The sequence below is a fragment of the Sulfitobacter indolifex genome (genome assembly GCF_022788655.1).
In the GTDB taxonomy this organism is placed as follows: Bacteria; Pseudomonadota; Alphaproteobacteria; order Rhodobacterales; family Rhodobacteraceae; genus Sulfitobacter; species Sulfitobacter indolifex.
The window spans coordinates 276,718-296,929 of sequence record NZ_CP084953.1; the positions used below are offsets into that span (position 1 = coordinate 276,718).

Here is a 20,212-nt window from a genome sequence, read left to right on the forward strand (position 1 = left end):
ATAGGCACGGGTTGCATCAGCGGTCTGTCAAACTGGGCCGAAGCATTCGGGTCCGAAGATTGCGACCTTATTTGGGGATAGATACTGTTTTGATGGGCAAGCTGTAGTGTGCACAGAACACCATGATGCCGAAGCGATGTTTCAATCAATCGTCGACAACAGTCCGTTCGGCGTTTGGGTCGTGGATCAGGACGGCCTGGTCGTCTTTAGCAATCGAAGCGCAGAGGCCTTATTGCTGCACAGATGGACGAAAACCACCGGCGCACAAATCGCTGAATTGTTACCGGCTTTGTCGGTGTCTAACGGCGGGCTGACCATCACCGACCTTAAGATCGGGGACTTCGAAAATATCATCTCCCTCCCATCGGATGACGATGCGCGCTACGGGGAAGTAAACCTGAGCCAGTTTAAGGACGCTGAGGGTCGGCCATTTACAATCGTGAACGTCAACGAAATCACGAGTCGCGTCAAATCTTGGTATGCGTTGAGAGATCAGGAAGAACGCTGGAACCTGGCGCTTGAGGGAAGCCAAATTGGCGTGTTTGAGTCGGACCTTCGCACAGGCGCGGGCCGTGCATCTGACGCTTGGTATCAACTGCTCGGCATATGCGATGCGAACGGAAAAGATTCCGATCGCGAGTGGCGCGAACGGATCCATCCGGACGACCGGGAAGAGGTGGAAGCACTTGACGCCGAATGCATCGCAGGGCGCGTTGAACGATCAGAAGCCAAGTTTCGGATGCGCGTTGGCGACAACGATTGGCGCTGGATGCGGTCCATTCTTCGAGTGACGGAACGAGATGAGCAGGGCGATCCAGTGCGCGTGCTCGGCACGATGATTGACACCACCCCGCTCGAAACCGCACTGGCGCTGGCGGAGGCCCGCAGGGCGGGCTTGGAGGTGCTGGTGTCCAACGCGCCGGTTGCCATGGCCGTCATGTCTCTTGATGGGACGTTCTTGCTGTTGAACGATCCGTGTTATTCGCTGTTCGGCTATGCCGCCGGGCAGCTTGAGCGAAAGAACCTTTGGCAGCTTTCCGGGCAGAAGACGCTGGAAAACCTTAAGGCTGAAGTTGAGGCGCTTTTCAACGGAGACAGCAGCATTTCCCGCGTTGAGGAGAAATACGTACGGCCCAACGGTGAAGTTATTGATATTGCGATCAGAATATCGATCTATCGCCCGGAGCGAGTCAGCGACAGCCGTCTCATCGTTCAAATGGTCGACATCACCGAGACCAAGAGGTTGGAGGCCCTGAAGAATGATTTCGTGGCCACGGTCAGTCACGAATTGCGCACCCCGCTCGCCTCGGTTCATGGTGCCCTGCGCCTGCTCGCCGGGGTTATCGGAGAGGGCGCGCCCGAACAGGTGGACAAGCTTTTGGGGATGGCCAGCAGAAACAGCGAGCGGTTGACCCAAGTGGTCAATGATCTGCTCGACTTCCAAAAGCTTACGGCAGGGCATTTCTCGGTCGAGATCACACAGGTCGATGCCGTAGATATCGTCCAGCAAACCGTCGTCGACAATGAGCCCTTCGCGAACAAGTTCAGCGTATCTGTCTTGGTGGATGCGCCGGAACATCCCGTCATCATCCATGCCGACGCCCAACGTTTAAAGCAGGTGCTCACCAACCTTCTCTCAAATGCGGCCAAATTCTCTGACTGCGGTACGACGGTCGACGTCAAAGCAGGGATCGATGAAGAGGCATTCCTGATTTCCGTAACCAATAGGGGTCGCGGTATTTCCCCTGAGTTCGGCAAACGGCTTTTTGAGCCTTTTTCGCAACAGGCCGAACATCTGACCCGTGATCGAGAGGGCACTGGTCTGGGGCTGGCAATCTCAAAAGAGCTGGTCGAAAATATGGGCGGTGCAATCGGCTACAGCTCACAAATCAATGTGCAGACCACGTTCTGGGTTCGGCTTCCTCTGGCTTTGCCGACTGGCGCAAGCGCAAGACCCCGCCCATCAGGATCAATAGAGGCCCCGTCATCTCCAACATCCAGTTCACCCGAACGGAATGGAACGACATATTGATCACCCGATCCATGTGATGGAACCCGGCCGCCCGCATCGCTACGAACCCCAGCACAAAGACCAGACCGGTGAGCGCCAGTCCATTCCGCCGCAGCGTGCCGCGCAGGCTGATAGAGACCGCCGCAAAGAGGGTCAGGACCAGAACGAATACCCCCAAGAGGAACCCGATCTGCACAGGGCGCCGGGTCTCATACCAGCCTTGAAGCTGCGCCATGCAGCGGGCGGCATCGGTCAGCAAGGTCTGCAAGTCCAATTGTTTGTTGACCGCCAAGAGCAGCAAGATCAGCCCCAAAAGCCCCCAGAACGCCCGCTCCCGCCCCCGCGAAGGGGCTGGAAAGGCAGCCTTGAGGGCCACCCGCCAGGACAGCAGCCCCGTACTTATGTAAAGCGCCACAATCAACCACCCGCCCCAGCCTGGATCGCCGAGGCCAATCTGCCAGCTGTCCAATGTACAAGACCAGATCGCGTGCACAGATTTACTGTCCTGTTTTAGAAGAAGTGTTCAAAATTCGGACTCCTGCCATAGTTTCGCCTCAGGGTTGCATTAGCCTATTGAGAGCGATTTATATTCAATACGTTTTATTACCCGAGGTTTTTCAAATGAACATATTGGCTGTCGACGACGATCCTATCATTCTAGATTTGATCCGGACAACAGTGCAGCCCCTACGAGAGATCACAGTCACCACGTCATCCTCAAGCTTGGAGGCCTGGGATTTGTTGTCAGCAGGTGCTGCGCATTTTGATTGCCTGCTGCTCGATATCGAGATGCCGGACATTGACGGCATTACCCTATGCCGCCAGATCCGATCCCTGCCAGACCATCTCGACACCCCCATCCTTATGTTGACAAGAAGGACAGATGCCCTCTCCGTGGGGCATGCCTTTGTTGCCGGGGCGACAGACTACGTCACAAAACCCTTTGAGCTGGGCGATCTCAAATCGAGACTGCGGGTGGCAGACCGGATGGTGAAGAGGTCTGACGCCGTCCCCCAGATCCCAGCCCGAGCCTTGCAAAAAATCGGACTGCCAGGCGTGCATTTGTTCAACGAAGACCAGCCGTTGCATATCAAAGATGTCCCCCAGCTTATCGGGCCCTTTTCGCTCGGCGCCTATCTTTCCCAGCTGTCTCGCAGCAGCCTGGACGACTGTCATATTTTTGCAGCCACAATCGATACCTTCCCACAGCTCTATGCCGATGGCTCCACCGCAGAACTGGGCACAGCGATCGTTGCCACTACGAAGATCATTGCCCGCAGTCTTGACTGCCCGCAGCTGCTGATGGCCCACCAAGGCCGCGGGATCTTGCTTTGCGTGATGACCACGGCGCAACCTCCAAACTGGGAGGCCGTCGAAGAGGCCATCCAACGCGAGATTACGCAAATGGACCTGCGGTTTGGCCACAAAGGCAAGATCGCATTTTCTCTTTCGGTCGGCAAACCCATTCAGCCCTATGCCAGCCCCACACAGCGCGTCAAAAAAACCTTCGACCGGGCCATCGCCCGGGTGACGGGCCCGCAAAAACAAAGCTTTGTTGCTTCAGAACCAAAGCTGCGCTCAGCAGCGTTCGCGCAGTAAGGTTTTCCAAAATCGATGTCTACTTAGCGTGTTGGTTTGATCCTGTTTCTGAGAAAAAGGCCAGTATGGACTCTGCACGCAAAAGGCAGGGGCCCCATGAAACAGAAAACCTTTGAAAGCATCCTCAGACGCTTGCAGGGCCTCACGCCTGATCAGGCGGGACCTTTGATGCGATCAGTGCAAGACCTGACAGCTCAGAATGCTGCCCTTGGAGCGGTTGACCAAAACCAAGGGTGGCCATTTGTCCTAAATGTAGTGCTGAGGAGGCGCACGCGGCATCTTCGATCAGCATTGGCGCTCTCCAACCGTATCGGTGAACGGATTTGTCACTCCTGGTATCTTGCCGGTCAGCGGCATGCGAAATACTGATATTGCCGCCCCAGCTCCGCAGTAAAGAGCTTTGCAGGTATCGACGGTATCACTGCGCACGACCATCGACCCGCCTTCTTTCATAAGGGTCATCCGGCAACCATTATATGATGAGGACCAGCCACTACCGCTTCGCTGCGCGGTAAGGGTTTGCGTGCCACAAGCGAAATTTCCTGAGAAAAACAAGAAGTCAAAGCGTAGATTTTGTCCCTGCTCTTGCAGGCCCATAATGCCGGTATCGTTACAATACAGGCCGGTCAATCCAGCGGTTTGAACTGACCTCGGCGCATTTAGATCTGCAATGCGGTTCTGCATGGAGGCCAAGAGACAGCTGCGATCCGAACTGCAAGAGTTCCTCTGGCCGATCCAGGATCTCTGATCTGCAAGGATTGAAGCACTTTTGCTTTTTGAAGCAGATCTGCGGGCGTTCCTGAATGCGTCTGCCATTTGTCGGTCGAGTTTCGAGAGTGCAGCGTCAGCGCAGATCGTTTTTTCAACGGTCGTTGCAGCAAGTTTGCAATCGAAACTGGCTTGAGCTTGAGCTTCCAAACCGGCGAGCACTACAAAGGGTAAAGCCAATAAACATCTCACCAGAAATTCCCCCCATCCATTTGTTGAATGGCACAGATCATAGCAAAGTTGGGCGATTCTGGTAAGGGACCTGGATCTGTTGGGCTTTGGTTAAAGAACGATCTTTACTGTCAAATTGAAAAGTGAGACGGCTCAGCGGCAAATCCACACAGTATGTAGACACCCCAATATTGTCGTCAGGCTAAGCCCGTTTTCGCAACGGCAGCTTTCTCCTGTAGGGATGGCTCCCTTTTTGCAAGATCCAAAACACGTAGACATCTCCCCCTCCTGAGAGGGGATGGCGAATGGCGCCAAACTACACTGTCCGGGCAAAAGACCGCAAAGGTCCTTGCCCTTCAGGCCTTCCCTCTCGACACTCCCGAGGCTTGGATCACAGCACAATCAGAATGGCCCGGTCCCCCCACATTAACTGTCGGTGCTCGAGAATGCTGCGCAGACTGCCGGAGCCGCCGACGTCCTGATCCAGATCAACGCCCGGCAAAACCGTGACCTTCGCATAGACCCTGCCTCTCAATTGAGAGATATGCGGGATCACCACGCGGACAGGCGCGTCCGGCGCGAGCGTTCCACGGATACGCTGTGCTTGTTTCTCATTAAGACAAATGATCAGTTCCGGGAGATACCGAAGCGCGCGCTCAGGTTTTGCCCAACCAAAATAGAACTTACCAAGTCGGATCATGACGCCCGCCTTTTAGGAGGTATGCCGGACGAGACCCGCGTCTCGCGCTCTTGAACGCACGCTTTGTCCGGTCCACGCATCCAAGCTTATAGGACGGCGAATACGAGCACTGCGGCAATTGAGCTATATCCGATCATGAGGATGAGATCGCTTTTCCAGTAACGTGTCATTTTTGGCTCCAATGGCGTGTTTCTGAGCTCATTGTTCACCCTAATTATGGCGGAAGTTGGCAGCAATGAGGGCATGAAAGTGCCGTCGTCCGCCCTCCCATTCCTCAACCAAAGACCGCTTTGGGTTAAAGGCCTCTAAGCCCTCTTCTGCTCCAGCGCCGCCAGCTGCGCCATTTCCCTGAAGAAAGCCGCAAGATCGACCCCCTTGCCCCGCAGTTGCTCAAGCGCATTCTGGATCACATTGCAGCCTCGGCGGTCTGACGAGAGGATAACGAAGGGCTCTTCTGGTGACAGCAGCCGCGCCAGCTTGGACGACATGACAAAGCCCGCCCCCAGATAAAGGGACGTGAACACAAACCGCACCCCTGGCATATCCAACAGCGCCAGCACAGGCGCTAGGGCTTTGGTATCATCCGCCACCACCGGGTACCGGGACCAAGCATGCCGCGGATCCTTCCACCCGATGTCGCGCGGTTCATCCGCCTCAGCCGCGTAGGACTTGAGGTAGTCCAGCAGCGCATCCCCCGCCTTTGCCAAGCGCGCAGCCTCTCCTACCCGAGTGTCTTTGTGATAATACAGAGCCGCCGCACGGCCAAATTCCATCATATAGCCACCAACGTCAAAACGCGCCTCAGCCCTCAGCTGATGCTGGCGTGCCGTCCCCTTTGGCGTGGGCCTCTCTGCCGGCATGTAGACCGAAGGGTCGGTATTGATGGCTTGGGCAATCTGGATCGCTGTGCTGTGCATAAAGTTTCCTCTTCACAACAGAAGTTAGGGCACCCTCATGGGCCTGCATAGCCAAGAGCCCCGCCCTTTATGTGGATAACCCAAGAATGCCCTCACTTGACCGCCGGTTTGGAATCCCAAGGGCCGATCAGAGAGCCACCATACCGGGCGGCCGGGACTTCAAACATGGCCGCAACAGCCCGGCGTTACAGTCCAAGCTGTTGTAAATAATAGATTTATTCTGACCGAAAACCGCCAAAATGGTCATTTTACACCCTCTGTTACAAGCATATTGAACGATTTCAATGACTTAAGGAGTGTAACGCGTAACAGAAATATATGTCTTTATATGGAGACATAGAGATAAATAGACCTGTCTGTCTCATGTGTACACTTTTTCTATATTTCTGTTACAGATAGATATATATCTATAAATGAGAGTTATTACAAAGACTTACAGGCGTTACTTAAGGTGTTACGCAGGCGTTACAGCGTTACACCGTTGTTTTTAATGGATAATTACCGCCCAAATCCGCTTGAGCACGCAGATCAGCCCCTCGGTCGGCCGCCGTTGAGCATTCTGCCTCAAACCTCCCCTCTCAATGACAGCGCTCAAAGCCAGGAACCAGCGCATCTCCGGCGGCCTCAAGGCGGAGGCAACTTGACCTTCACTCTCCGAAGCCGCCCAACAACAGTGTCAGCGCAACGGGCCTAGATGCGTCCTCTATTGAAACCCTCAAAAGACTCCAAACCCTAAAAGGCAGTTAAAGGCCCTCACATCGGGTCCGAGACTTAAGCTCCGCCAAAGCTGCTGACGAGCCTGATAGATCAAACCGCGACATAACTTTTCCACCCAGCAAGACGTCTACACGAGACCCGCTGCGCAGGGCGGATGTGATTGCCCGCATTTGACTGACTGGCCAGGGCTCGCCCCCCAGCATAAAATCCTGAGAGCACCCCTGCGCGCCGCAGGTCGCAGGCATCTGCAGAGCTGGGGCTCCATCCACTTGGAAATAGATGACCGCCCCCTTCCCAACGAACTTCAGGTCTGAAGGACGGGTATCGGGTGTGAGTGAAATATCTATGAACCCGTCATTGCCACATCCAATAGTCAGTCGATGACCTTGCGCGTTCAGGGCGAAAACACTGCCCTGATCATCGCCCGCGCTTGGGCGCCGAAGCGTCCATTCTGCGCGGGCGCCCGTTGTCAGGAGAGACGAAACCAGGACCAACCCTAAAAGTTTAATCATACTATTCCCCCAATCAGTTTGGCCCTCGGGCACATTGTTCAGTCGGTTTGCACCTGTTCAGCTGCAATCTCCGCCCGCAGATCCGCTGACAAAGAGGACATCATACGCTGATAAAGCGCCTTCTCCCGAGGCATGTCATCACCGCGGTAACCCAACATATCTGGTGATCCCCCAATGAGTTCGCCGCCCAGCGAGAACACCCCATGAACGCCAACGAGTTTATCAGCGGGCTCGAGAGGCGCATCAGATCCATCAAACATCAAGCGACGAGGCATCGCGCCTATAGAAGATAAAAGAAGCACCCCATTACCGGATGGGGCAACAGTTACAGCGGATTGACCAAGAACTGAGGCCGGCAATCTGGCCACCTCGGCGCCCGTCCCGCGCTCGAATACGATCAAGTCAAAATTGCCGTTTGGCATCGCAAACACTTGATCTCTATCATCCGTGGCAAGGCGCCCCCAATGGGCGCCCAGACCCGAAGGTTCATCTGGAAAGCGGTGTACCAACTTGGCGCCATCGCGTGCGATGCTCCAAAGCGCCACCGGGGGCGGGGTGCCCTGCGCAACATCGGCGGAGACAAAATGCATAACGCCGTCTCGGCCGCCATCAACGGGACTGAGCAGCGTGAACTCTCCAAATTCCATGCTGGCGATGCGCTGCCAGTCGGTCGTGTCCCACAAATGAGCAACGGTCGGCGATGCGCCGAGTGTCAAAAGCAATGACCCATCACGTGAAAAAGCAGCGCCCCCCGAGTTTGGGAGTGTGCCCGGCGCATGGCCCGGCAAGCGCGCGATCTCCTCCCCCTTTGAGGCATCAAAAACCACAGCCACACCCGCCACCGGGGCCATCTGGACAAGAAAGCGCCCGTCCGGAGAAAAAGCAGGGGCCTGTACCCCCCAGGCACCGCTGGTCAGAGCCTCTATGGGAAGAAGCTCGGCCAGCTTCTTTGCGCTGCGCGGATCCCAAAGCGCCAGTCCGCTGCGGGACTGCTCGCCGTCCGGCGAGGGAAACAGCCCGACACTTGCAAGACGTGTCCCCGTCCCGTCGAACTCAAACACAGACAGGACGGGTAAATCAAGACGAACAGAACGAGATACCGCCGCACGTAAAAGCGCATCATAGGCCTCATCGAAACGCGCAAGCGCGTCTTCTCCCGGCTCCGCTGGCAATCCCTTTAACGCCGCGACAATGGCTTTGGCACGATCGCCCGCGGCGAGCGCTTTGTGCGAAGCGGCGGCAAAATCTCGTGACTGATAGTCAGCCAAATCTTCCGCCAAAAGGGACGTCCCGGCAAGGAAGGCAAGGGCTGCAAAAAGAAGACGCATCGGATCTCTCCTCGTCCTGTGCACAATCAGGCGTGAAACTTCTGTTTCTGTCAACCTTGGCGATTGGATGGATGGCGCATGCCAAGACCTGTGCCCACGCCTGCTTGGCCTCCAGCTCGGATCTGCTTTAGGCGTCTCGGTGACGGCGTGAAGATACCCGCCCCGTTTGTCTAAGTACCCTCTCGGCGGCTCTCTCATAATCAGACGGGCTGGTCCTGCGCTCCCCTCCCCGGCGGTTCAAATCCAACATTTCTTTATTAAAGAATGACACGGGACGTGGCGCGCACGTTTGCCGCCGGCTTCAAGGGCACAATAAATACGCACATATAATCATACACTTACAGTAACGCCGTCAAAGTTTTCCACATCTATTAGAGCCCAAAAGTTTGCCCCGCAAACCCTTGCTCGCATCTTATCCCTACACCGAGGCGCCTTGCAGCGCTTTAAACCCAAACGCCAGATCGGCCAGACAAAAAGAAGAACGACAATGACGAACCTCAAAATGCTCACCACCGGCGAAAATATCTCTGACATCAAAGCTGCAGCAAAAAAGCTGGCCGCACAGGGCCTCACAACAAAGGCCGCAGCTCTTGCTGAAGCTGCCGCGAAACACGGTGCGCCCACTTGGTCTAACCTCAAATCCCGCAGTTGGTCGCTCGATGCGGACGGGGATATCGGCGCGGCTGCAGCCTGCAAGATGCCGGGGGACAACTTCAAAATCCAGGTCTACTCCCCCCTTATTGATCTCGACGCGGATATTGATCTCGATGAGACTTGGAGCGTGAACGTTAGTCTTTCGACGCACGACACCCCCTACCTCTACGTCAGCTTCGTTTTGGTTGATGAAGGCACCAACTTTGATCTGAACAAGGGTCAGAAGGACGCCTTCGAAAAAGCCCTTGGGACCGGGGCAAAGGCCGATGCCATCGTCGCCCAGGCCGCCCTCATCGAGGATGTGTTGGGGTGGTTTGACACAGATTGGCTTAAGATGACTGCTGCAGATGTGTGCAATCTGCGGCGCCTTGAGTTGGGCATCACAGATGAGGACCTCATTTGGCGCCGCCCCGATATTGCCGGCTATGGCGACGATCTCCAGTCTCTTGAAGTCTTTGGTGCCGGGGACGGTAAAATGTTGGTTTGCATCGAAGGCACATCGCCTTTTAAAGAAGAGGCAGCCCCTTACGGCTACATCACCGACAAACAGTACGATGACGTTCCGCACACGCCGTACGATTATGCCTTGATGGACAAGGCGTTTCTGGTCGCGGCGGACATCCAGGTCCCCTTTGCGGGCAGCCGCTCGCATATGCATCAGCCCCGGTAAACAGGGCGCGTTTTATTTTCCTTCAGCGCCGCTTGTCCCCGTTCTTCCTCTGTCAAGAAGAGCGGGGTTTGCCGCAGGCCCCCTGCCCCAGCGTACCCGCGCTGCTCGCTGCCAGACCGCAAGGTTATCCACATAAGAAGCCGCCTCCCCACCTATCCACCTCAAAACCAGCGCGTAGCTCCTTCTTAGACACCCCAATAAGGAGCCGGCGCATGCCGAACACGCCTATGTCAGACCAGACCAAACCCAAGCGCCGCCGTACAAAGGCCGAACGCCAGGAATGTGCTGCAACCTCACGCAGCCATGATGCGAAAAAACGCGAACAGGGGTTGGTGCGCATCAGCCACTGGGTCGCCAAAGAGGACCTTGCTGCGGTTAAATCCTTCCTTGCCACCCGCGCGCAGCTGCGGCGCGACCGCATGGCGCAGACCCAGGCCTTTGCGCGCCTCGACGCCGCACAGCCCGTCAAAAAAATCACGCGTGCTTCAAAACGTGATTCCAGGCAGACAGGTTTCGACTTCGGCTAAGACAGTACGGCTCGCTCCCAGCGAAAAAGTCTTGTCGCCCGCAGCCAGCCATAAAGTTCTCATATTTTCTGGTTAAAGGAACATTATGGATCAGGTCACAGAGATAAATAGGTGCAAATTGAGCCAGCACGGGCATCTCGGTCGCAAGCTGCGCATCGGCCTCTCAGGGGGGCTTTCGGCTCTCACGGTCTTTCTCGCCGGAAATCACTTGGCCAGTTTGGACGAAGCTTCTGATATGAACTCTTCCCCCACGCGCTGGCTGCGAGGCCAATAGAAGACACAGATTTGAGCAACACACCCCACCCGGCCAAACTTAGTTGCACAGGTACAGACATTCCCCATGGACGCCCGCGGCCAATCCCAGAAAGGGACATGAGGCCGCCCCAATCAGCGCTGACATTATCCCTCAGGTCAGCGCTGATATTAAAGCCATCGCCAAAGCCCGGTGATCTCAGATTAGTCAAGATGCCCGACTGAAGGGGGATGCGCCCTACACCGTCGGGTCTGGGCCAATCGTTGAGTTGTTCGCGACGGCCCCGGAAGGCAGCATTTGGCGACAGCAGCAGCGCAAGTCTACACCAACCCTCCTAATTGACGGGGTTTGTGTAGACTTAGGACATCTGAAGGGGTCAGATAGCCACTCCCCTTTAGGAAACATGTCAGGCGGCCGCAGCTCCGGACGCCAGTACCACCCATCCCATCGAGCAGGATATCGACCTTAGGACGTCCAGATGATTACTTAATATCAATAAAAGACCCCTGGATGGGATAGGCGCAACCTCTCCTTCACGTCATCCCGATCGATACCAAGCTGAGGGGGCGTCAAATCTTATATACGCCAGAGCGAATAAGTCTAAAATATACGACATAACGCATATTGAGGCTTTATGCGGTTTGACGTATAATGACCATATGAGTGATTTAGCGCGCACATCAAGACAGGTCGGCACCCTTATCCAGCGGGCACGCAAGAAGCGCGCCTGGACACAGATGAAGCTCGCCGAGCGGGCAGGTCTACGCCAGGCGACAATCTCGATGATAGAGCATGGAGAAAAACCAGCAAAGCTCGAAACCATCCTCGCTATCCTTGCGGCTCTCGATTTGGAATTCAGGATCGGGCAGCGTTCCAAAGGTCATGGCAGTGATATCGAGGAGCTGTTCTGATGGGGCGGCGTCCGGCCTATGCACCGTTGCGCGTCTATCTGAATAGCCGCCGCGTCGGCACGCTGGCCCGTGCGCCAAATGGCGCCATCGAATTTTCATATGAAACGGACTGGTTGGGCTGGGAACACGCTCTGCCGGTGTCTTTGTCATTGCCGCTGCGGGAGACGCCTTATCGCGGCGAACCCGTCTCTGCCGTCTTTGAGAACCTGCTGCCTGACTCAGACCAATTGCGCCGCCTCGTCGCCGAAAAGGTCGGCGCACGCGGAACTGACGCCTTCAACATGCTGACAAAGATCGGTCATGACTGCGTGGGGGCGCTCCAGTTCATCGCAGGAGACGATGAAGCCCCCGACCTGGCCGACAAGATCAAAGGTGAAGCGGTCGATGCAGCTGCCATCGAAAAAATCCTTAACGCGTTAAGCCACGCGCCGCTTGGCCTCGCCAGCGAGGACGGCTTCAGGATTTCAGTTGCGGGGGCACAAGAAAAGACTGCCCTGCTTTGGCACGCCGGTCAATGGATCAAGCCCCACGGCACGACGCCGACCACCCATCTGATTAAAACGCAGATGGGGAAACTGCCCGCTGGCATCGACCTCTCGGACAGTGTGGAGAACGAATACTACTGCCTGAAACTCACATCAGCATTTGGCTTGCCCGTGAACACCGCCACCATTGAAACCTTTGGCGAGACCAAAGCTCTGGTCATCAAGCGCTTTGATCGCCACTGGACGAAAGACGGGCGATTGCTGCGCCTGCCACAGGAGGATTGCTGTCAGGCGCTCTCTGTACCGCCAACGCTAAAGTATCAAAACGAGGGTGGTCCCGGCATGATCGATGTTTTGGGTTTGCTCCAGGGCAGCGATACACCGATCGAGGATCAGGATATTTTCCTCAAAGCCCAACTGGTCTTCTGGCTGATGGGCGCGACGGATGCCCATGCCAAGAACTTCAGTGTGTTCCTGAGCCCTGGCGGCAGCTATCGTATGACCCCGCTCTATGACATCGTGACAGCGCAAGGCGCACTGGACGCCCGCCAAATCGAACGCAAACAAATGAAGATGGCAATGTCGGTCGGAAACAATCGACACTATCGCTTCGATCAGATTAACGGGCGCCATTTTGTGCAAACGGCCTTGCGGGCCGGTCTTTCAAAGCCGCGCACCACGGGCATCATTGAGGAGATCGCGGCACGCGCGCCCAAAGCCCTTGATGCGGCCGCCAATGCCCTGCCCGCAACCTTCCCTCAAGCCATTGTAGATACCGTCGCCAAAGGGGTCATGGAACGGCTTCATGGCCTCAAGCTGTCTGACACGGGATGAGATACAAGCGCTAAAGCTGGTGCCGCAACCCACAGACACGTTTCGACTCCGGCTAGGGCAGCCCTGCGCAGTGCGGGCTCGGTTTGGTCTGTCTTCTGTTTACAGGCCAAAATAATAACGAGTTGGTGCAAGAAATTGAAGGGGGAAAGCGTCTGCGATTACCATCATCTCCAGCCCCACGACATCAGCCCCGCTGTCAGAGATGCCTCCACCGGTCAGTGCTGACGTCACCCCTCAACTGAGAGCTGACCGCAGTAAGCCCTCGGCGCTCATGTCAGCGCTGACCGCGGCTTGTGCCAAATTTACTGCTTAATCTTGGCAACAAGTCTTTCCCAGAAAAAGGCAGGGAGCCTGCCGCTCTTCGATCCCGGCAGACCCCAAGGCGCACCCGCGCATGAATCTTAGTGAACTTGGTGAGAGACGCGTGGGGCGTACCTAGATCAAGTCAGATCATTTCGTCCGTCTATCCACAGCAGTCCGCACCGAGGACTCTCCAGGGCAGACTTTAAGATGGCGTGCTGACCATTTCTCAAAGGCCATACCGTTCAAGGCCCCCGTCCGCCGCCGCCCCCGACAATAAAACCACCAAAAAACCCCGACCTAAACGCTTGACGAACAGGCGCGACTTCGGCAACGTTCCTCTCATGATCCCAGTATGCCACATCATTTTGAGCTTCCGAATACCGAGCTGACACCAGTTCGTAACGTTCGGGAGTGGCATGGTGCGCAATGGGCCTTATACCCCCTTTTAGACGCCAGATTAGCGTCAGCGCGGCGGTTCGAGTCCGCCCGCTCCTACCATTCACCTTGCGTCAGATGACGCACTCAAGTGCTCCTACTCAACAATCACAGTCTACGGCTTCATTCGGGCGCGGCCGCGGAGGGGCACTGTCTGCTGGCCTCCCAACTTGAAGTCGTGGCTTGCTCATTCTGGGGTGCCCGCGGGATGTCACCGGGCAAATCACCGTCGAAATGATTACATGATATCATATAGTCAAATTGATCCTTCGCAATGACATTGCAAGCGCGCACCGCGATGATCCCAAAAAACTCAGTCTCGCGAGCACACTCTTTGCTGCGCGTCACTGAGGCCCACCCCCCTATCTGAGTTTGATTTCCCGCGAAAAACTTTTTCCCAAGAGCCGCGATCTAAACGCCCTCGTGTCGCCTTGGCTCAGCAAAACCACCCCCAACATCCGCTTTTTTTGGATTTACACGCGACGCAGGCCTGTCGCGCATCATTCATGTGGATAACCTATGGGCCAAGCATATCCTGGGACAGTTGCGGCGCCTAATTTTGTCATGACATTAGAAAAGGACACCGTCATGACACTGAACAATTGCAGTTCCGAACCGACAGTTAAGGCATATCTTTTCAAACTGGCGCATGAACTGGCCTACTCTGAGGCAGAGATCAGGGCCGGCCTTGAGTATGCAGACCGTGGCAGCCGCCGCAGCCACCCTCTTGGGGAATGGGATAACGCAGGCCGCTTCTATGCTCAGGAGCGCACCCTCAGCGTTACCACTTGCCGCTCTCCCAGCAAGGCTTGGCCCTATTCTCAGATGGTGGCCGCACGGACCGCAGCTCATTGTGCCGAAGTCTATAAAGCAGACAACGCGACCCATGTCGGCCGCATCGGCCGCGCGTATAACAAACTTCTTGCAGGGGAAGATAAAGACGCCGTGCGCCGCCTTCTGACAAAAGGTATCCGCAAGCGCGAAGCCGAACTGGCGCGCGCGCCGCGCAGGTAATCTGCCCAGGGACGTGGCCAAATCTGAGATGTCCGATAGAAGATCTGGTTCCAGACTGCGCCGCGCAAGGACTTCGATCAAGTAGGTTCGCGCAACAATACCAACGACGCGGCCGTGGGCCAAAACCGACACGGCATCAAAGGCGTCACCCGCGCCACCGCTCGCAATAGCCACCAGCAATCAATATTTCCCCGATGTCACGTCCGTCGGGTAACCTGCAAACTCCGACTTCGCGATCATAGCTTCGCCGTCCTTCCAGGGTGCATCGAAGCTGAACGCCTTTAGCAATCCTAGTGATTTGCCGCGTTGCGCGATCGCCAGATGCACTGCCGCGTTCAGCACAGTCGAGATTGGCAATCCGGATCGGAATAAGATCAACAAGAATAGTATCGCCATCCCGGATGCGGGTAACAGTGTCAACAATCTGAGTGCCCGGCGATGCAGCCGAAGTTTCTTGTGTTATACGACTATTCTTCCACGCGCTACCGCCAGTCCATGCGTCCCCCCCTCTCAGTATGCGCGGTTTGCTGGCATCTTGCCGAACGAAAGTCTGATGTTCAGGCCGCAGCACTATCGCCGATAGTAATACTGCGCAGCCGATCACCAGCAGAAAAAATGACAAACCGTTTTTGCGGCGGCGGAACTTCGTGACATTTGACATGCTGTCCAGTTTGCCGGGCAAATCGGGCAGGAATTTGGCCAAAAAAATCCAGGGAAGTCTGGCTTGAAAGCGTTCGGCACCCCTGCGATGCAGCTACCTCTTCCTGCAGACCGCCGCTTCCAGGTCATAGCGCCTGTTGGCTGCCCAGCGAAGATGGCCAGGCGTCTATCTAGGGTGCCCGTGTGATATCATCGAGTTACCTACTGCCGATGTGATTACATGATATCATATAATTGGTATGGCTATGCCCCTGGCCGCCGACGCCAACGCCAACCACAAACAATCGCAAGCAGCTTAGCCCTGCTGCCAGCTTCAGCCGCCTGCCCTGTCCTAACGCTACCAGCCTCGCAGGCTGCAAGCCTGACAGCAATTATCGCGCAACCAATAATTTACGCCAAATTATCAGCTCCCAAATAATTTGGGGCAATTGCAAGCGACAAGGGCCTCCGTCCAGATACATACGCACGGGTTACCCTCCACGCTTCACCCGCAAAAGGGGGCGCGCGGTTAGCTTCGATATCGCCGAGACACTCTTTCGCCAGCCCGTGCTGACGTCACCTCTCAGCTCAGTGCTGACATCAGCGCTCATGTCAGCACTGAACACAGAAGGCGGGGCGTTATTGGCCCCGCCTGCCTGCAGCCCATTCCTCCACTATGCGCCGGATCAGCTCCGGCCGGCTGGGCAGATCCTCCTCCGCCCGGCGCGCTTCATCTAAGGCCTCTATCAGCGCTGTTGGCATCCGAACCATCACCGGCTGAGTATCTACTTTTGGGCGTCCACGTGATTTCATAATATTACTTATTGACAGGTTGATTTCTTAGTATCATATATAAACACATGGACGGCGGAGGCGCAACTCCACCGCCCATGCTAACCATTCTGACTACGAGGATATCTTCATGGCTGCTAAAACCTCTACCACCCGTACCCGCGCGACTGAACCGCTCAATCGCCTGATCCGACTCGACCGGCTGGAATTTCGCAAAGCACTGGACCTTTATTTCGAAGCCTTGCGGGCCGATTGGATTTATCACGAGACCCGGCAAAAGTTCGGCACCGAGGCAGCGGCTGATAAAGGTCATACTGCGGCTTCAGCGTGGAGCGCTTGCACAGTATCACTCCTTGTCCTGCGCGACATGCGTACTGTTGACCGCGATCTGCGCGCGGCCGTTGAGGTGTTGCTAAAGACTCGCCCCGGTGAGATGCCAAGCAGTGGTGACCTGATGCGCTGCGGAACCGAGATGCTGGTGCTTGCAAATAAGTACAAACGCAGCAGCTCAGACTTGTCGCCCCTTCTGGACGAGGCTTTTTGTCTGATTGAAGCTTATCACGGCAATCAAGCGCTGATGTCTGTGCAGCGGTCCGCCTGATCCGCAGCACGCTGGCCTGAGTGCTCTGAGTTGTGGGCTTCAGGCTGCTCCCCATCCCAATTTTACGCATCTTCGCACGCCGGGCGCCACGCTCAGTGCGATAGGTCATGCCTTTTTCGGAGACGTTTTACTGATGCCCCTTAGCAAAGTCACATATCCCTTTCCCATCGATGGGAAGTTCCAGCAGATCTTCAAAGGTCCCCGCCCCGAACACTGGAAGGAGGCTGCCACACGAAAAGGCTTTGAGCTCATCGGCCGCGCCAAAGATCGGTTGCACGTCGTGCTGGGCTGCCAGTCTTGCGGAGCTCCCACCCTAAAACGCATCAGCGTTGTCCTAGGCCACAATCCTCAATGCCCGCACTGTATCCAAGCGCGGCGCGCGGCGGCGGCGCGGGCTATTGGCGCAGCGCTAATTGATGCGGATCCCAACGATCGCCATTATGGCCTGTTCCGGTTTGGCTGCGGCCATATTGATCGGCGCCAATATCACCGCGTCGAAGCGGCCGCGGCGGGCGGGCATCAGGCAAGCTGTTCTGCCTGCATCGAAGACCGTTACGCAAAAGAAGCGCAGTGCCAAGATTGGAAGTTGGTGGGCCCCGCCCGGCGCAAGGGGCTGAACTACCGCCGTTATCAGCACGCCTGTGATCATTGCCAGGACGTCGCAGTCGTCAACATGCGCAACGGCGATCTGGATTGCGCAGGATGCGGCGAAACCTGGGCGTCGAAGCCCAGCGAAATCTACATCCTCGGCTTCACGGTCCCTAACCTCTCGGTGATCAAGCTCGGCTACAGCAGCAACTCCACGATCCGCATGCGACAAGTCCAACGTGATCCGGATCAGACCCGCGGCTCTCTCCTACGCAAGATCGACGTTGAGACTGGCCACCGTGCGATCTGCGTTGAGAAAGCCTTGCACAACCATATTCGCCGCAACCGCCCCGACCTCATCGTGCCGCCGGAGCTCTTCCGGGACCACATCCGCACCACCAGCGAAATCTACCATCGCCACGGCAAGCCATATATCGAAGCCCTCCTAGATGCCGTCGAGAGTAGTTGGGACCCGCGCGCTCAGAACGCTGCCGCCGGAGGGGTCTAAGACGCCGCTGACAGAGCACACTTACAAGGACTGGAAAGGCTCATATTCATGGCGTCCACACTGGTGATGGGAGCCCCCTAAAATGCACTGGCCACATGGGGCTTTCGACCAATGGGCATGAACTTCACTCCATGGCGCTCCTCCGCCGCCACGCGTTTAAATTATTTGACGGACGAACCCACAATTTGGTGAGCGCTCGGATCCACATTTTGTGGCTGCAGAAGACAACTTAGCGTAAGATAGATTGGGTATTGGTGCTCGCCGTTGCCCTGCCGGTCTTAGAAGCACAGTCCGCGCTCGGCCTTCCCAACGCTAATAATAGTTGGCACAATGTTGAGTAAGGGCGGATCGAGCGCTCCCCCTTCTACGATCGATGTCACGGAAGCGGGAACGTTCGTGGAGGCCTCGAACTGCCGTCCCGCCTATCGACAACTATTGGTAATTTCAGGAGGATGGTGTGAGGGCCTTAATATCCGCTATGTGCCTTGTTGTCTTTCTGATGACCACCGATGCTGCTAAGTCGTCAGAAAAAGAAATGGCCGAAATTTGCGACGCCATTCACTATATTGGAGATATGTCACTTGAGGCGGCCGCAAGTGGGTTTTCCCGCGATGATATGATCATCGCAGTTCGGATGAATACCGAAGGTGGTGATCCTGAAATTCTCGCAATCCTTCACCCGGCCTTTGATCGCATCATTGAGTATGCATTTTTCAACAACAGGTTTGGCCTCTCCGATGCAGCGCAGAGAGAATGCCAGGTCGTTGAACAGCTTCTGCTCGAGCTGGTCGAGAATGAGCCAGAATAGGCGGCGTTATCTGAGACAAAATAGCTCAAAACAACTTTGCTCTTAAAGCTGGTTCCGCACGCCCTCGCCAACTGGAACCGAAAACACCTCGGGGTACGCACTGCGCATTCTGAAGGGTGATCCACCGCCGCCGCCGCGGGTCCCCAAGCCGAGACAGTGTTCCCAACCGCCAGAATCTGGACCTTCGAAGGACGTCACGTGACGCATCGGCGAAGTTATCGGAATCTCAACAATTAGGGGCATTTGCTGTGCAAAGGTCGAAATGAGCGATGAAGTGTTCGCATCCGGCGTCACCCACATAAAGGCACAATGCTGGGCGTGCGGCACACAGTACTGCGCAGTTCCGATGACGTGCCAGCTGGGATCACGCGGCACCAATTTGAGTGTCGAGCCCCTTGCCGGTGCGGCACAGGATGGCCCCACGTGCCGTGGTTTCCCAGAGAGGGACCCAGAACAATATAAAGTCGTTAAGTCGGTCTATTGGACAAATCCGGCCTGCTAAGTCGGTATTTTGGACATTTGCTGCAGCTGAGCTTCTAATTGCAGGCTATTACTGTGGCGGGCGAGAGCCAGAGCATGGATTTGCATTTTAATAGATATTCGCGCCCGCATCACCAGTCCGTAAGCGGTGGCCCGAGGGCACGTTGTAGGGTGTGATCAGGACTGCGAGAACGAACCCATCTTATGATGGGGAGTGCGTTTCGCGATGTGCGCTACAAATTCGTTTCTCAGGTCACTGGGCGTTGAGATTTATGCGTCCGGCCACCGCCGTTGGTCGGACACCGCAAAGGCGCGGGCGGTGGCGGACACGCTTGAGGTCGGTGCGACGGTAAACGCTGTCGCTGAGCGGTATGGCATCCTTCCGAACCAGCTATCGGCGTGGCGTCGAAAGGCTAAGCAAGGGAAGCTGTTGTTACCCGCCCCGGAGACTGACGAGCCACTCTTCGCTCCGTTGGTGGTTTCTGCTGCGCCGGATGAGCCAACAGAAGCTCTGACTGTTCCGAATGAGACGATCAGATTAATCTTTGGACAGATCGCCATCGAGCTGCCGTTGCAGATACCCGCTGTTCGGATTGCAGAGATCGCTCATGCGCTTGAAGCTTCTTCATGCTGATGCCCTCGCAAGGCGTTCGGATATTGGTTGCAACGCGGCCGGTGGACTTCCGTAAAGGACACGATGGATTGGCTTCGATGGTGCAGTCGGCATTGGCCCAAGACCCCTTTACCGGAACAGTCTTTGTAATTCGCGCCAAGCGGGCTGACAGGATGAAGATTTTGTTCTGGGACGGGAGCGGGCTCGTGATGACCTACAAACGACTTGAGGAGAACAGCTTCATTTGGCCAGCCATTCGAGATGGCGCGATCACCTTGAACCGCCCCCAATTCGAGGCGTTATTTGCAGGGTTGGACTGGCGCCGGGTGCGTTCGTTAGAACCCCGCAGACCGGCTGCGGCAGAGTGACTCGGG

Annotated in this window: 18 protein-coding genes and 1 pseudogene; 13 read left to right on the forward strand and 6 right to left on the reverse strand. The window is 56.1% G+C overall.

Annotated features, from left to right (window positions below; translation table 11 throughout):
* The first annotated feature begins 106 nt into the window (after positions 1-106).
* From DSM14862_RS18705 to DSM14862_RS18715, 3 genes and pseudogenes are all read left to right on the forward strand, one after another.
* The gene (locus tag DSM14862_RS18705; RefSeq protein WP_007121171.1) at positions 107-2,032 is read left to right on the forward strand and encodes a PAS domain S-box protein; all 1,926 of its coding nucleotides are present in this window, start codon (positions 107-109) and stop codon (positions 2,030-2,032) included.
* A 447-nt stretch (positions 2,033-2,479) separates the two neighbouring features.
* Complete coding sequence (locus DSM14862_RS18710; protein ID WP_083804602.1) at positions 2,480-3,610, forward strand: response regulator; 1,131 nt, start codon at positions 2,480-2,482, stop codon at positions 3,608-3,610.
* 96 nt (positions 3,611-3,706) lie between these two features.
* Positions 3,707-3,827, forward strand: a pseudogene (locus DSM14862_RS18715) (IS1595-like element ISTme1 family transposase); the annotation flags it as partial.
* A 68-nt stretch (positions 3,828-3,895) separates the two neighbouring features.
* On the opposite strand, the gene DSM14862_RS18720 reads toward DSM14862_RS18715, so the two are convergent.
* From DSM14862_RS18720 to DSM14862_RS18735, 4 genes are all read right to left on the reverse strand, one after another.
* Positions 3,896-4,558: a lysozyme inhibitor LprI family protein gene (locus DSM14862_RS18720; protein WP_165481297.1), complete on the reverse strand. Its 663-nt coding sequence runs from the start codon at positions 4,556-4,558 to the stop codon at positions 3,896-3,898.
* A 382-nt stretch (positions 4,559-4,940) separates the two neighbouring features.
* Positions 4,941-5,249, reverse strand: a complete 309-nt coding sequence (locus DSM14862_RS18725) for a phospholipase D-like domain-containing protein (RefSeq protein ID WP_007121168.1) — start codon at positions 5,247-5,249, stop codon at positions 4,941-4,943.
* 305 nt (positions 5,250-5,554) lie between these two features.
* Positions 5,555-6,166, reverse strand: a complete 612-nt coding sequence (locus DSM14862_RS18730) for a hypothetical protein (protein WP_007121166.1) — start codon at positions 6,164-6,166, stop codon at positions 5,555-5,557.
* 1,267 nt (positions 6,167-7,433) lie between these two features.
* Positions 7,434-8,777 (reverse strand): WD40 repeat domain-containing protein, encoded by a 1,344-nt coding sequence (locus DSM14862_RS18735; RefSeq protein WP_243254576.1) that lies wholly within the window; start codon positions 8,775-8,777, stop codon positions 7,434-7,436.
* Positions 8,778-9,210: 433 nt separating this feature from the next.
* On the opposite strand from DSM14862_RS18735, the gene DSM14862_RS18740 reads away from it, so the two are divergent.
* The 5 genes from DSM14862_RS18740 to DSM14862_RS18760 all read left to right on the forward strand — a co-directional run bounded on the left by DSM14862_RS18740 (position 9,211) and on the right by DSM14862_RS18760 (position 14,809).
* Positions 9,211-10,047: a hypothetical protein gene (locus DSM14862_RS18740; RefSeq protein WP_007121548.1), complete on the forward strand. Its 837-nt coding sequence runs from the start codon at positions 9,211-9,213 to the stop codon at positions 10,045-10,047.
* 212 nt (positions 10,048-10,259) lie between these two features.
* Complete coding sequence (locus DSM14862_RS18745; protein WP_243254577.1) at positions 10,260-10,574, forward strand: hypothetical protein; 315 nt, start codon at positions 10,260-10,262, stop codon at positions 10,572-10,574.
* Between the two features lie 912 nt (positions 10,575-11,486).
* Entirely contained in the window at positions 11,487-11,738 is a 252-nt protein-coding gene (locus DSM14862_RS18750) for a helix-turn-helix domain-containing protein (protein WP_007121501.1), read from the forward strand.
* The gene (locus DSM14862_RS18755; protein WP_007121500.1) at positions 11,738-13,057 is read left to right on the forward strand and encodes a type II toxin-antitoxin system HipA family toxin; all 1,320 of its coding nucleotides are present in this window, start codon (positions 11,738-11,740) and stop codon (positions 13,055-13,057) included. Before DSM14862_RS18750 ends, DSM14862_RS18755 begins: the two co-directional genes overlap by 1 nt.
* Before the next feature lie 1,326 nt (positions 13,058-14,383).
* Complete coding sequence (locus DSM14862_RS18760; RefSeq protein ID WP_007121446.1) at positions 14,384-14,809, forward strand: hypothetical protein; 426 nt, start codon at positions 14,384-14,386, stop codon at positions 14,807-14,809.
* A gap of 145 nt (positions 14,810-14,954) precedes the next feature.
* Here the strand turns inward: DSM14862_RS18760 and DSM14862_RS18765 are convergent, their stop codons facing one another.
* A complete protein-coding gene (locus tag DSM14862_RS18765; RefSeq protein WP_131541724.1) occupies positions 14,955-15,512 on the reverse strand; it encodes a thermonuclease family protein in 558 nt (185 codons plus the stop codon).
* Between the two features lie 575 nt (positions 15,513-16,087).
* Entirely contained in the window at positions 16,088-16,261 is a 174-nt protein-coding gene (locus DSM14862_RS18770) for a ribbon-helix-helix protein, CopG family (RefSeq protein WP_322790855.1), read from the reverse strand.
* Between the two features lie 109 nt (positions 16,262-16,370).
* Here DSM14862_RS18770 and DSM14862_RS18775 point away from each other — a divergent pair, with 109 nt between their 5' ends.
* The 5 genes from DSM14862_RS18775 (at position 16,371) to tnpB (ending at position 20,206) form a co-directional block, all read left to right on the forward strand.
* Entirely contained in the window at positions 16,371-16,841 is a 471-nt protein-coding gene (locus DSM14862_RS18775; protein WP_007121443.1) for a hypothetical protein, read from the forward strand.
* Positions 16,842-16,974: 133 nt separating this feature from the next.
* On the forward strand, positions 16,975-17,937 hold the full coding sequence (locus tag DSM14862_RS18780) for a hypothetical protein (protein WP_243254578.1): 963 nt from the start codon (positions 16,975-16,977) through the stop codon (positions 17,935-17,937).
* A 499-nt stretch (positions 17,938-18,436) separates the two neighbouring features.
* Positions 18,437-18,745, forward strand: coding sequence for a hypothetical protein (locus tag DSM14862_RS18785; protein ID WP_131541710.1), 309 nt, complete (start codon positions 18,437-18,439; stop codon positions 18,743-18,745).
* Positions 18,746-19,451: 706 nt separating this feature from the next.
* Positions 19,452-19,859 (forward strand): transposase, encoded by a 408-nt coding sequence (locus DSM14862_RS18790; RefSeq protein WP_040701982.1) that lies wholly within the window; start codon positions 19,452-19,454, stop codon positions 19,857-19,859.
* Positions 19,853-20,206: an IS66 family insertion sequence element accessory protein TnpB gene (tnpB, locus tag DSM14862_RS18795; protein WP_040701981.1), complete on the forward strand. Its 354-nt coding sequence runs from the start codon at positions 19,853-19,855 to the stop codon at positions 20,204-20,206. The genes DSM14862_RS18790 and tnpB overlap by 7 nt, the downstream gene beginning before the upstream one ends.
* Positions 20,207-20,212: the final 6 nt, after the last annotated feature.

Excerpts from the sequence above, each read along its gene's own strand:
- DSM14862_RS18760 (WP_007121446.1), top strand. The coding sequence starts at position 14,384 with ATGACACTGAACAATTGCAGTTCCGAACCGACAGTTAAGGCATATCTT.
- DSM14862_RS18790 (WP_040701982.1), top strand. The coding sequence starts at position 19,452 with ATGTGCGCTACAAATTCGTTTCTCAGGTCACTGGGCGTTGAGATTTAT.
- DSM14862_RS18775 (WP_007121443.1), top strand. The coding sequence starts at position 16,371 with ATGGCTGCTAAAACCTCTACCACCCGTACCCGCGCGACTGAACCGCTC.
- DSM14862_RS18785 (WP_131541710.1), top strand. The coding sequence starts at position 18,437 with ATGACCACCGATGCTGCTAAGTCGTCAGAAAAAGAAATGGCCGAAATT.
- DSM14862_RS18710 (WP_083804602.1), top strand. The coding sequence starts at position 2,480 with ATGTACAAGACCAGATCGCGTGCACAGATTTACTGTCCTGTTTTAGAA.
- DSM14862_RS18755 (WP_007121500.1), top strand. The coding sequence starts at position 11,738 with ATGGGGCGGCGTCCGGCCTATGCACCGTTGCGCGTCTATCTGAATAGC.
- DSM14862_RS18725 (WP_007121168.1), bottom strand. The coding sequence starts at position 5,249 with ATGATCCGACTTGGTAAGTTCTATTTTGGTTGGGCAAAACCTGAGCGC.
- DSM14862_RS18745 (WP_243254577.1), top strand. The coding sequence starts at position 10,260 with ATGCCGAACACGCCTATGTCAGACCAGACCAAACCCAAGCGCCGCCGT.
- DSM14862_RS18740 (WP_007121548.1), top strand. The coding sequence starts at position 9,211 with ATGACGAACCTCAAAATGCTCACCACCGGCGAAAATATCTCTGACATC.
- DSM14862_RS18750 (WP_007121501.1), top strand. The coding sequence starts at position 11,487 with ATGAGTGATTTAGCGCGCACATCAAGACAGGTCGGCACCCTTATCCAG.
- tnpB (WP_040701981.1), top strand. The coding sequence starts at position 19,853 with ATGCTGATGCCCTCGCAAGGCGTTCGGATATTGGTTGCAACGCGGCCG.
- DSM14862_RS18770 (WP_322790855.1), bottom strand. The coding sequence starts at position 16,261 with ATGAAATCACGTGGACGCCCAAAAGTAGATACTCAGCCGGTGATGGTT.
- DSM14862_RS18780 (WP_243254578.1), top strand. The coding sequence starts at position 16,975 with ATGCCCCTTAGCAAAGTCACATATCCCTTTCCCATCGATGGGAAGTTC.
- DSM14862_RS18730 (WP_007121166.1), bottom strand. The coding sequence starts at position 6,166 with ATGCACAGCACAGCGATCCAGATTGCCCAAGCCATCAATACCGACCCT.